The organism is Bacteroides sp. HMSC067B03 (assembly GCF_001811315.1).
Classification (GTDB): Bacteria; Bacteroidota; Bacteroidia; order Bacteroidales; family Bacteroidaceae; genus Bacteroides; species Bacteroides faecis.
On the sequence record NZ_KV804301.1, the window covers coordinates 16,563 to 29,276 of the forward strand.

Genomic DNA, 12,714 nt, shown 5'->3' on the forward strand with positions numbered 1-12,714 from the left:
CAATTCTTTCGGAGTTTTCTCCATCACTTCTTTACTTGCCTTCTCCCAATTCCAGTCTGATGCGGGAAATAGAGTCGGTTTCGAATCCGAATTGGCAGAAGCAATAGCAATACCCGAAATCAAAGCCTGCCCCGCTTTCACTTCCGGAAAATGTATTTTCAATAATCCGCCTTTTACAATAGCGTATACTACTTTTTTACAAGCTCCATCGTGACCACTTTCAGCCCAAATGTCAAGATCATCCAATACCACAGAGTCATTCACTGCAACATCAAAAATGCGCAATCCTTCACAATCGGCAGAAGCACTGCCTCCTGTTCCATGCCAAGGTTCTGTGAAGTAAAATTCGATTCGATACATTCCATCAGCTACCGGGAAATTGTATTCCAGTTGATGGCGGCCAAAACGGAAATGCTGAAACAACTTCCAGTCACGACTTCCCCGAATCGGATCACTCGTAGTGCGCTGACTTGCAAGGTATGGATTCAACTCGTTGAAGCTTGTTGCCCATGAACGGGAGTAATTGGTATTATCCTGCATCCATAACTGACCAAAACTATCTGTAAAATCATCTCCCCCACAGTTGATGCGATACAGGTAATTATATCCGTCCTCACCTTTCAATAGAGGTTTTGTGTCCTGATACAATATCCCGAAATGAGGAGCTTGTTCCAGACCGTTGAGTACAAGAATGTCTTCGACAACTGCTTTTCCTTTATAATATCCTACAGCACGAAGTACATTATAACGAATATCCCGATTCTCCCACATAAAGTGAGTACCTGTGCCATTATTCTTTTTACGTCCCAGATAAGTCACTTTTTCATTGGACATATCATTATAAAGCAATACGGAATCACAATTACTGTATGCTTCGATCGTAGCCCGACGGCGCCCTTCCTCAAAACGGTCCGCCCAAGTATGTGATACCAGATATACCATCGGGTCCTTGGCTGCCGAAACATAGTTGGCACGATACATATAATATACGTCCAATGGTTCTTCCCACGGAGTCACCAGTCCTTTATAGTTGAACGGGCCTGCCTTATCTATTTTCCGGTATGCTTCATCCGGCTGACGACGTCCGGGATTGTCATGACTGCTGAAAATCCATTGAAACTGTCCGCAAACACTGTCTTTGACCTGTTCCGCCAGACGAATCTTTGTTTCCATCAACTGGCACATACGGCTCTCACTCCATACACCATTTGCGTCGAATTCCGCAGGTTCCGTATGCAGATCAATGCTTCTCCAGGCACCATATTCTCCGTTCAGTAACTGGTTCTTCTGCGAAAGTTCCTTTCCATACTTCGTAACATCTCCTCCATATGTACCGCTCCAATTCTGAATTACATTCCAGTCAGTCCCTTCACCTCCGTTGCAAGTGGTAATGATACGCATTGTACGTGCTGTGGGGTCCATTTCACGAATGATTTCACTACACTCCTGTGCAAATTCACGAGGCAATGTACTCTCATTCTGTAATCCCCATATCACTACTGACGGAGAATTACGACGTTCCTTCACCCATTGACGAAGCAGCTTTTTAAAATTCTCACGAAACTCCGGAGTATCATACCACACGTGGGCAGAAAGCTGTGTCCAGAACAAGACTCCTTCTTCATCCCAATATTTCTGATAATCGAGATGATGTGGCTGGTGGGCATCACGAAAGGCATTAAAACCTGCCGCACGTATTTGCTTCACTCTTGCAGCTACCTGTTCTTTACTGAATGCATGACTCTGTCCGAACTGATGTTCATACTCGCATACGCCATTGATAAAGACAGGCTTTCCATTCAGGTAAAAGCGACCATCTCCATCATTTCTCTTCACCGGCCAACTGATCGTACGGATACCGAACGGAGTTGAAATCTCATCCGTTGTTTTAGTATCACGCTTAATCATACTTGCCAGTTTATAAAGATATGGATTCTCCGTATCCCATAAAACAGGATTTTCTACAGGAGCCTGTTGACGGATTACCTTCATTTCTCCCGGAGCCAATGTCACTTTCTCTACCAGACGAAATACTTGTTTTCCATCCTCATTACTCAATTTATTAACTACCTCTATCGTTTCCCCGGTCTTACCATAGTTCTTCACCTCTGTTTCTACAAATATATTAGCCGCCTTTTCATCATTCCAGATGTGTACTCCGAAAGGTTCAATACGAATCTCATCTGTTACCTCCAGCACTACCGGACGGAATATTCCTAACGGCTGAGAGCCTTCACTAAATCCCCACTCTGACGAACATCCACCACATACCCACGGCATATCGGCTATCATTTCCGGATGCTCCGCTTTTACTTCCAGACGATTTGTTCCTTGTTTCAGTGCATCGGTCACGTCCAATGTCAACGTAGTACGCCCTACCGGATGACGTCCGAAGTCATGTCCGTTCACTTTAATAGTAGCATACGTACCCACTCCTTCAAAACGCAGGAAATACCTTTTTAATTGACTATTGACAGTTGACAATTGACAATTATCGAGAGAGAAGTCTTTTACGTACATGGCTGTTCCGTGTAGGTTGCCATGAGTTAGTTGGCGATAACCGTAATAGTCATCCCAGTTATGGGGGATTCGACAATCGATAACTGATGATTGACGGTTGGTAATCGGTGATTGGTGATTATCCTTTGAATGGTCTTTTGAATTGTCGATTGTCAATTGTGAATTGTCAATTAACCAAGTTTTCCAGCCTTCATTCAGTTCAGTGATCATCCGACGGTTCTTTGTTTCAGGTTTCGGGAAGCGGACTGCGGAACGTCCCATCGGTTGGCTCGTGGCAACAGCGATACCACGCTGTTCGGCATTATTCACTGCACAATAAAAATGATAAACTACTCCATCATGTTTGATTACATAACTTTTATGTGCAAACAATTCGTCATAATTCTTAGACGGGATAATCAAATCAGCCCCATGCCAGTCTGTCCAGTTGACCAGATCATAACTTGCAGCAAACGTATTAAAAGCTTTATACTTGCGCGAGGGTTCAAAAGCAGAGAAATAAAACATCACATACACGTCGCCCATTTTCTGGATGTGAGCATCTCCGGTGATCGTTCCGTCCGCTTCGTGCGCAAAGACCGGATTGCCGGGATAGCGTTTCCATGTTTTCATATCCTTGGAGAGTGCGATACCTACCCGTTCTCCCTTTAAGTCCGTTTCCGGATGGCGCCCTCCCGCATTGTAGAACATCACAAACGGAGCCCCTAAGGTTTTGTCTTTATCCCAGTAAACAGTGCTTTTATATTGGGTCAGCTTTTCCCACCACTGTGCATCTTTATCATGAATGCTTAAAATAGGTTTGCCTAAAGACTCCCATTCGTGAGCCGTAGAAATATCTCCTTTGGTAGATGCCAGTCCGACAAAGAGTGGTGCTTTTACGGCTTCATACCCTGTACCTTCGCCACCGATGTAAGTCATCCAGTGACGACCTTTATAAGTCTGAAGCTGGTAGCTTCCTCCCCATTCCATATCCGGCAGCGCAGGAAATCCGCCACGCTGATTACAGTCCCATTTTCCGTCCCGATAGGAAAGTACGCGTCCAAGAGTACGCCATTCAAGCAGATTATCACTTTCTGCTATCCAGGTTTCGTATCCACGGCCATCCGTTCCGGTCTTGCCATTATAAACGACGTACGTCATCAGCCACTTGTCTCCCTGACGGAATACTGTGGGACAATCAATCTTATGATAATTGTCGGTCGGGGCAACGGCAAGTCCGTACTTATAGGGCGTCTTTACCTCCTCATAAATCTGCTCCATCCGTTCCTGCGTAACTTCTTCACGTTGCGCATGCAGAGTGCATACAGTAGCTATACTAAATAATGTCAGTAATAACTTCTTCATTATACTTTTATCTATCATCTTTATCTAAGTTGTGACTATTAGTTTCATTGCTCGAAACAAAAGGTTTCAAGGCATGAAACTAATGGTTTCACACCGAGAAACAAACAGTTTCATTGCTTGAAACTAAATATAGGCTTGCAACAAGTGCTCATTAGTAAAACAACCAATCCATTGTTTCTTCGTCTCCGGCTAATCCGGCATTACGAGTTTTCATTTCCGCAGCTGTAAATCCAAGGACCTGAAGATAGCCTTTAGGCAACATCAACGTATGTTTTCCAGCCGGGAAGCTATATGCATGTACATTTGCCAACGGCATTCCACTAATATGAATGGCATTTGTCAACACCGGCTCAGCCTGACCGTAATCGTTAGCAGAAGCATCAATCTCCAGTTTGGGAGCCTTTGCATACTTCTTCTGATCGTCTTTGAAATAAGCAACCAGCAGTTTGACCGGATCATTCGTTTCAAAAGTAATGCTTGTCCCTTTCTCCCGTTGTTCATTTCCATTGAAGCGGAATGCCTTCATTCCTTTCAGTTCGGGAGCAATCGCTTCTATTTTACCCGAAAGGTCTGTGAATAAAGAGGTTCCTTCATCCAGTTTAACTGTCGGATAATTCGATATTAAGTTCACATTCGCAGGAGTCCAGGCTGCAATCTCTACCGTTTCAGTCACGGCATTGCCATTCTGCTTTTCTTTCAGCATGGTAAGGTTCGCTTTAAAGTTCTCCAATTCTTTTTCGTAGTGTACCAGCAGTTCTTTCCATGTCTTATTATGCCCATCATCTCCACCGATAGGAATACGGCGCTGGGCTGTCTGCATACTGTTGGCGTATAAATAATGCTCGTCTGTCAGTTCCACTAACTTGCGATAGTGTTCCAGACTTTGTTCCATCAGAGGAATGGCTTCTTCCAGCTTCTTAATGTCTTTTCCCCACTGATAGTCTAATACCAGTTTCGCAGCTTTCACTTTCAGATTAAACGCATAGGCAAACTCACGGTAACAGTGCATATCATTCTGCAAACGTGCAAATTCGGCTTTATTGGAAGAGATGGAAGTGGCTGCTTTATCGATCGCTGCTATTGCCTTGTCACCGTGTTCTATCACCTGAGCAACAATATCCAGAGGCATTTCACCTACATGAGGCTCATTCTTCCATTCTTTCTCTACAAATTCGATCAACTTCTCCCCTTCCGGTCCGCAACTTTCATAAAATCCCGGATAGATCGTATATTTGTACGGATTGACAAGCTGGCTCATAAACATACCCAGCAACAATGTCTGACGGTTTCCTTCCGTAATGCCGAAACGGCGCAATAACTTCGGAGCAATCTCTCCGCTTTCTTCATAAGCAATGCGAATATTGCCCGCATTCTCATCAGATGTTCCGTAGAACTTACCTAGCTGATGATTCCAGTAACCAATCTCATCTGTACGGTCACGACGGCAGTTCCATGCATAGCGTCCCCACGTCTGATACCAAATCCAGTCACGGTCCAGTTGAAATTCCCGTTCACCGTTCGGCAACTTGTCGGCTGTATAAGGCCAGTCCCAGTATGAAGCCTGTGGGTAAAGGTGCAACGCATTGGCACCATGTACATTATGCATCGCTTGTACCGCCTTTTGTACGAAGTCCGGAGAACCCCAGCGGAACGGTTCCAGGTTCGCCAGAATATGTACGTTGCTGATATGAATGGAGCCTAAAGAACTCAGATCCGTATGAATCTTCGACCATGGACCACGGGGTTCATAAGTTGTTAATGATTCACCATTATATTTATGCATCGTATAGAGATTCTTGTATATCGGCAATGCGGCATCCATTACCAGTTTGCAGTCCGTATCGTGTGCACGCAGCAAAAGAGGCGGTTCGTCGGTACGCCCCAAAGCCTGTAATCCGTCTTTTACACCCGGAATAATGGTCTCGGTAAACCATTCCACATCATCTTCCACTGTGCACATGGCTTCACCCAGACAAACCAACAGTCCCACATTCGGATATTTCTCTATAAATGCGGCAATACTTTTGCGGGTATAATCTGCAATCAAAGGGGTAATCGGGCGGTTACGGTCTTGTGTTTTCAGTCCATAATGCTCTGCAAATGGTTTAGAGAGGATAATATTATAAAACATCTGTATCACAAAGATACCACGCTTATCCGCTTCTTCTGTTAGAAAAGAAAACATCTCCTCATTTTTCTTGAACGTCTCTTCGTCTACTTCCAAGGCAAACGGATAATCTTCCAGTTTGACCAATGATGCAAACGGATGACCGTTCCAGAGATACAGGGAATTCATGCGGTTGGCAACCAGCATGTCAAGGTATTTAATCCATTGTTCCTTGTCATAAAACCAAGGAAAACTTTCCGGAGTATACGGATATTCATACACACCGTGTCCCGGCAGATAAGTCATCTTCTGCAAACCGACACAAGCGCCACGAAGTACCATTTCCGGGGCATCTTTCATTTCTTCCGGGAAGTTGAGTTTGCCGTCAGAATCGTTCACACGATCTATCAGTTCACGACATCCGTAGATAACACCGCTTCCGTCCCTACCGCTTACCTTTGTCAGATTACCGGTAGTTGTAATATGAAAACCTTCTTTCTTTAGCGTTGTATCGTTTACTTCTGTCAGCAATATGGTCTTTATTTCCGGATCGGAGAATGTGGTATCCCCTTGTTGCATCATTACCTGATAACCGGCTTTATCCAAGATAGTCTGTAACTGTTCCGCACTGAACAGGACACGGTTTGATGCATCCGACGGAGTCATTATTTTCACGGTTTGCTTACCACATGCAGCTAAAAAAAATGTGCACGCCGCAAACATGAACAATTTGGTATTTTTCATTCTTCTGATATAAATTGTGTAATTTGACCTTTCTATACTATAAGAAGACGAAGCAACTCCCTGTTTGTACTCATTATAATAAGATCAGTAGGCATGTATTAAGGTGTTTATTTATGTCAGTCATATTTATAAAACAGATAATGATTTCAAAAAGTTCCGGCTTAGTAATATAAAATCTTAACTTTTTAAATCCAAAAGTATATCTTTGTACCCCATTTATCATTATCATTATGCAGATTTACATAGAAACACCCCGATTGATTCTCCGCGATTGGAAAGAGGAAGACATTTCAGCTTTTGCCCGCATGAATGCTGATCCTCATGTGATGGAATTTTTTCTCAACCCACTGACTCCCGAAGAATCATTGGCCTTTTATCATCGTATCCAAAATGAGTTCCAAACTTGCGGCTTTGGTTTGTACGCTGTAGAGCGTAAAGAAGATCATGCTTTTATAGGCTATACGGGATTTCATCAGATTACATTTGATGTGGACTTTGCTCCGGGTGTAGAAATCGGCTGGCGGCTGGCACATGAGTATTGGGGACATGGTTATGCTCCTGAAGCGGCATTGGCTTGTTTGGAGTATGCCCGCAAATACTTAGATATCCAAACAATCTTTTCGTTTACTTCCCTCCCCAATCTGCGTTCGGAGCGGGTAATGCAGAAAATAGGAATGGAGCGGATGAAAGAGTTTAACCATCCGCTTGTTCCTCAGGGACATGCACTTTGCAGACATGTAGTATATCATATCGAGTTAAAATAGCTTATCACTCTTTCTTCCGGTGAATCAATCCAAAGGCGCCAGGTATTTTCCGATACCTTTTCCATCTTGCCAATAGTTGTTTTCGGTTGGCGGCGACTCCGGATTGTCAGATATCCCTCGCCTTCCGTTGCTTTTACTTTGATTGTTTTGCTATCCATATAGACCTGGATATCACCATTCGGAGTAGGAACAGTGCCTTCCATCCATTTCAATCCTCCCAATGCCGGAGCAATGCTAAATTCTTTATAACCTTCTTTTACCGGTTTCACTCCCAGATAATATTTCCCCAGCAAATAAATAGGGCTTGCTCCCCAAGCGTGGCACAAGCTCTTTCCATAAGGGCGCCCGTACATTGCAAGATGTTGTGTTCCGCTTTCTTCCGGATTATACTTCTCCCAAAAAGAAGTAGCTCCTTCTTTCAGCATACCTCCCCAGTAAGCTTTCATTTCTTTCATCACAGCGTCCTGTTCGCCCAGAGCACAGAGGGCTTCCAGTTCATAGAAACGCATATAAGGAGTGGTAATCTTCAGAATGCTGTCGTTCAAAAGGACAGAATGCTTGATTGCCTGTTGCTTCTTATCATCCAGATACTGGAAAAAGACAGAGAACATATTAGCGTAACGAGTGACTGCATCACTCTGTTTGCCATTGACACTATTATGTACAAATGCCTGTTTCTGTGTATTCCAGAAAGTCGGTTCCAGTTTAGCCTTCAATGCAGAAGCCAGTTTATCGTATTTCTGTTTTCCGTCTGAATCTCCGACTAAGTCGGCGCATAAAGCCATCGTCTCCAGACTCCTGCAGAAGAGTATTTGCTCAAAAGATAATTCTCCTTTTTTATCCAGATAACCATCTGCCCAGTCCACAAATACCCAATCGCCGGACAGTCCTTCTACCATTCCATTTTTATTCGTTCGTCCCAATACATAGTCCATCATCGTCTGCATGCGCGGATATAACTGATTAACAAAGTGTCGGTCACCGCTATACATGTAATAATCATAAACACTCAGAAACCAATAGAAAGTATAGTCCATAATGGTGTTGCTATGACTAGTCACCGGATCTTTGCCGCGAAGCAGCCAGATGGTGCGTTTCACTGATTCATTATCGAAGAAAAGATAGTAGTTCATCAGATAGCTTTGGATGGCGTCACCACTCCATACCCAACGGTCACGTTTGATTCCATCGATAAAGAATTCACGGGTAGTAAGATGCATGGTATATGCACCCACTTTCCAGATACGATTCAGTTCCTCGTCATTGCAACGGAAACTGCCGCGATATTCTTCAGGAAGATACTCGTATTGCATGGATACTTCTCCTATCTGTACTCCGGGCTCATGAGTGATATAAACATAACGGAAAGCTTTACTGTTTTCCAACGTATATGCATTAGCCGAATCGTTTAAAGGAGAGGTACTACGGATGGCAAGATCAGTTACTTGCCCCGATTCTACGAACAGCTTGTCCAGTGTTTCACAAAACTCTTTATCCTTTGCTTCTTCCGGGCTTTCACCATAAAATATAGCAATATGCCCCTTCCCGGAAAGATTCTTCAAAGTGATATATCCAAAAGTCTCTTTGCCAAAGTCATAAAGAGTTCCCCCCTCCGGTTGCTCTGTCTTAGAGACAGCTTGATGAGGTTCGCGAAGCAAAGTGAATTGAGAAGGGCGCTGAGTGGCACCATCAAAATTCCAGCATCCGGCATCCATGTAAACGGTAGCAGAGGTATCGCTGGCTTTACCGCTCTCATCAATCCATTCCTTATCTTCATAGGTCACACGCCAGGAGGAATCAGAATTTACAGTCTTCCCTTTTACATAAATGGTGGGCGGAGTAGCCTGATTCCAGACTTTGATGTTCAGACTATGCTTTCCGGCAGGAAGAGTCATCGTTTCCGGCATACCGAATTGAAGTTTCCCGTCGAGTTTGACATTGTACTTTCCTTCGGCAGCTATGAAAATCTCTTCCGGTTCCGAAAGATTCAGTTGCTTGCTGAATTCAACGACTACATAGTGACTATCCGTTTTCCAGAAGGGAGGAAAAAAGGCACCACGCTCTGTACGCCGGTTGTTCATCTGGTTGCCCAACCAAATTTCGTAGTCACCGGGATACCATATCCAGGTTTGGGCAAAAGTGCTACTTGCCAAAGACAATGCACCCAATAAGATTATCCATCTATTTTTCATTTTTCTTTCTATTCCTAACAGATTCTTATATTTCTTCTAATTATTCCGTAAATCCCTGTATTCCGCCTTCAGGCCTGCACGCTCACGAATAACAGTATCTACTTTCGGACCATTATTTTCCCACACATTGCCGGGACCATTGGCATTTTGAAGGTACTTCTCTCCTTCCGTCCAATTATCACGGACTGTGATGAAAGAAGAACCCTCATCCGTATAAAGATAAAACCAATGGTTAGGATCGTGCACATAACCGGGTGTATAGATGCTATGAACACAATTCTCAGTTACATAACTTTTGGGTTGGGAACCAAGTGTATATATTCCTGCCACATCATACATATGTTTGGCATAATGATGGATCAGATTCGCATGAACTCTGTTATTTCGCATACAATTCACCGTCTGCGTCCATCCCCACCCGAGGCTGATACCGCTATACGGCACTTCACAGATCTCATTATGTTCCACATTGATATCGCTGACATATCCCGCAGCGATGGCAAGGCATCCCCAATCTTCATTGCCAATTTCAGTAAAATAGCAATTATCGATCTGTTGATGTGTACATACTTCCCGACGGTCGGCAGGATCATAAGGTAAATGCGTTTCGTGAGCAGCCGGAGAAAAGCTACCGACCAGCAATCCATTTCCGGCAATGTCACGGAAAAGACATCCACGAATCACCCCGCCATGTGTAGCTTGCTCATAATCCAATCCGGTAGAGCCCAAATGTTCAAAACTGCAACGTTCGAAATCAATCTGATTGGCAGCAACCACCCGGACAGCCGCAGCCGGTCGTCCCAACCATCCCTGGTTATCCAACGGATGATTCAAATAATTCCGCTGCATCTTCGGTTCGATGCGGTAACCGTCTGTGAGATACATCCCTGTCTGGAGAGGAACATGACCTTTTTCGGAAGGACGCATCCAGGTAGTATAAGAGAAAGTGATGTTTTCAAAGCGAATATTCGAAACCGGACGATCCAACGTTCCTGCTATCTGCACCAATGTCTCAACGGCAGGGACTATCACCTCCGTATCAGCAGATTGCATCTTCTCTCCTGTTCGCGGATAATAATAGACTTTACGGCTTTCTATATCGTGGTACCATTCTCCGGGCACATCCAACAATTCACGTGCATTGACCAGATAGAAAGCGGAATTATGTCCGTCCGTCGTAACCATTGGACGGGGCCAGGGATGTTCAAACTGTATCCGGCTCTCCGGTTGATGAAAACATATGGCAGCACTGTCCCCCTGTATTTCGATAGAACTAATGCGAAGATTTGCCACGCACCACATCTGATGAAGAACCATTTCGGCATATTTGGCTTGTAAAATGCCTTTCCCGTCTGTCAGTTTACGTATTGCACTGGCAGGGACATAAAGAATCTCATTCTTCTCGTCCACACTACAAATACGGTTCATCTTCTCGAAATCTTCTACATCACGGGCACGGACAGCTTTCTTTCCGTTCACCCACATCTGCCGGAAATCTAACGGACGTCCGTTAAATGTCGGAACATCCGCTACCCAAAACTTACCCTGTTTTTTCCAGCCATTGATACGGACACCTCCACTCAACACAACTTTTTCACCGGTAGCGGAACGAATTACCGTAGGAGAATCCTCTGTTCCGCTATCTTCCGGACGAATAAAAACAGGTTCATGAAATGTATATGTACCACCTTCTATATAAATATTGATCCCTCCCTGAGCACGTTCATCACCGGTTCGCCGCCATTCACGTGCCTGTCGCAAAGCTGATGTCAGGGTCACTTTCGGAGAAACCCAGATATCGCCGGCCATAAGAGTAGAACTCATGGCTAGTAATACCCCCATTATTATCACATTCTTTCTAATCATATTTTTATCTTGCTAGTGGCATCCAAACAGTCATTTCCCCTTTTCCCCTGTTCCCCCATGCATAATAAGGAATCAAACGGATATCCACAGTTTTCCCGGCACGGGCGACCGGTCGGTAAAGTACTCCTTCCCATGACTCTTCTGATGTCAGGCGGGCTTTTCCTTCAAGCGCTACTATCGGACTACCTTCAATCGTAATCTTCCTGGGAGTCAGTTGTATATCTGAGGGAATCAGTATATTGTCTATCTTCTCTCCGTTCGCAATATCCATACTTTCCAGACAATATACCAACGGACCACGTTTCACGACCACCTGATTACGGATTTCCTCTGCTAAAGGATGAGCTTCAAGCAAACGGACAGGCATGTCCATTGTCAACTCCGCCATATCTCCTTTTTTCCATATACGGTTCACTTCCGCGTATGTATTTGCTTTTGCAGCAATCTGCACCGGCTCGCCATTTACTGTCAATGTAGCCTTTTCGCACCACTCCGGTATACGGAAGAAAAGAGAGAAAGCTCCGGCTTTACGAGGCAGTTTATTCAATCTCACGCGTACATTACCATCCCAGGGATAATCCGTTTCTTGTGTCAAGACAATCTCACCTTTATCCTTCCAGTGGATTGTCAATGTATTTGCGCCATACAAGTTGCAATAGATACCTTCATCATTTAATGTATAAGCATAATTCTGTGCCTGACAAAGAGTACGCAATGTATTCGGAGGACAACAGAAACAGCTAATGTATTCTGTCCGTTCTTTCGGCCAACGAAGTGTATAAGGCAGATCGGCGCTAATACGGAGGGGATTCGTATAGAAATATCTCTTTCCGTCCAGACTGATGCCACTCAATACACTATTATAAAGACAAGTCTCTACCAGTTCTGCATATTTTGCATCTCCGGTTACTTCCAACATACGCCAGTTGAAAAGCATATTACCAATATTAGCACATGTTTCATTATGTGCCGTGCTGTTTGGCAACTGATAGGGACGACCGTAACTTTGGTGCACTTTCTGTATACTATCCGGTTCATAGCAGGTACCATCAGGAGAAGTTCCGTCATAGAGGGCTCCGCAGGCTCCGGTCACATACATTTTCCGAGTGACAATGTCATTCCAGATGCTAGTCAGGTTTTTCATCAACTGTTGTTCTCCTGTCTCGGCATATACATC

At 44.2% G+C, this 12,714-nt stretch carries 4 protein-coding genes and 2 pseudogenes; 1 reads left to right on the top strand and 5 read right to left on the bottom strand.

The genetic code is table 11. From position 1 onward, the window contains the following. Nucleotides 1–86: 86 nt before the first annotated feature. Both HMPREF2794_RS05870 and HMPREF2794_RS05875 read right to left on the bottom strand, forming a co-directional pair. A pseudogene (locus HMPREF2794_RS05870) lies at nt 87–3,864 on the bottom strand (malectin domain-containing carbohydrate-binding protein); the annotation flags it as partial. Between the two features lie 151 nt (nt 3,865–4,015). Then, nucleotides 4,016–6,484: pseudogene (locus HMPREF2794_RS05875) on the bottom strand (hypothetical protein); the annotation flags it as partial. Between the two features lie 461 nt (nt 6,485–6,945). Between HMPREF2794_RS05875 and HMPREF2794_RS05880 the strand changes: the two are divergent. After that, nucleotides 6,946–7,479, top strand: coding sequence for a GNAT family N-acetyltransferase (locus tag HMPREF2794_RS05880; protein WP_070751140.1), 534 nt, complete (start codon nt 6,946–6,948; stop codon nt 7,477–7,479). On the opposite strand, the gene HMPREF2794_RS05885 is transcribed toward HMPREF2794_RS05880, so the two are convergent. The 3 genes from HMPREF2794_RS05885 to HMPREF2794_RS05895 form a co-directional block, all read right to left on the bottom strand. Further along, nucleotides 7,461–9,671, bottom strand: a complete 2,211-nt coding sequence (locus tag HMPREF2794_RS05885; RefSeq protein ID WP_055270750.1) for an alpha-L-rhamnosidase-related protein — start codon at nt 9,669–9,671, stop codon at nt 7,461–7,463. The two genes, HMPREF2794_RS05880 and HMPREF2794_RS05885, sit on opposite strands and share 19 nt — an antisense overlap. Before the next feature lie 36 nt (nt 9,672–9,707). Further along, nucleotides 9,708–11,537: a right-handed parallel beta-helix repeat-containing protein gene (locus tag HMPREF2794_RS05890; RefSeq protein ID WP_029425539.1), complete on the bottom strand. Its 1,830-nt coding sequence runs from the start codon at nt 11,535–11,537 to the stop codon at nt 9,708–9,710. Nucleotides 11,538–11,541: 4 nt separating this feature from the next. After that, nucleotides 11,542–12,714 (bottom strand): glycoside hydrolase family 127 protein (locus HMPREF2794_RS05895; protein ID WP_210401121.1); only part of this gene is annotated, 1,173 nt, incomplete at its 5' end.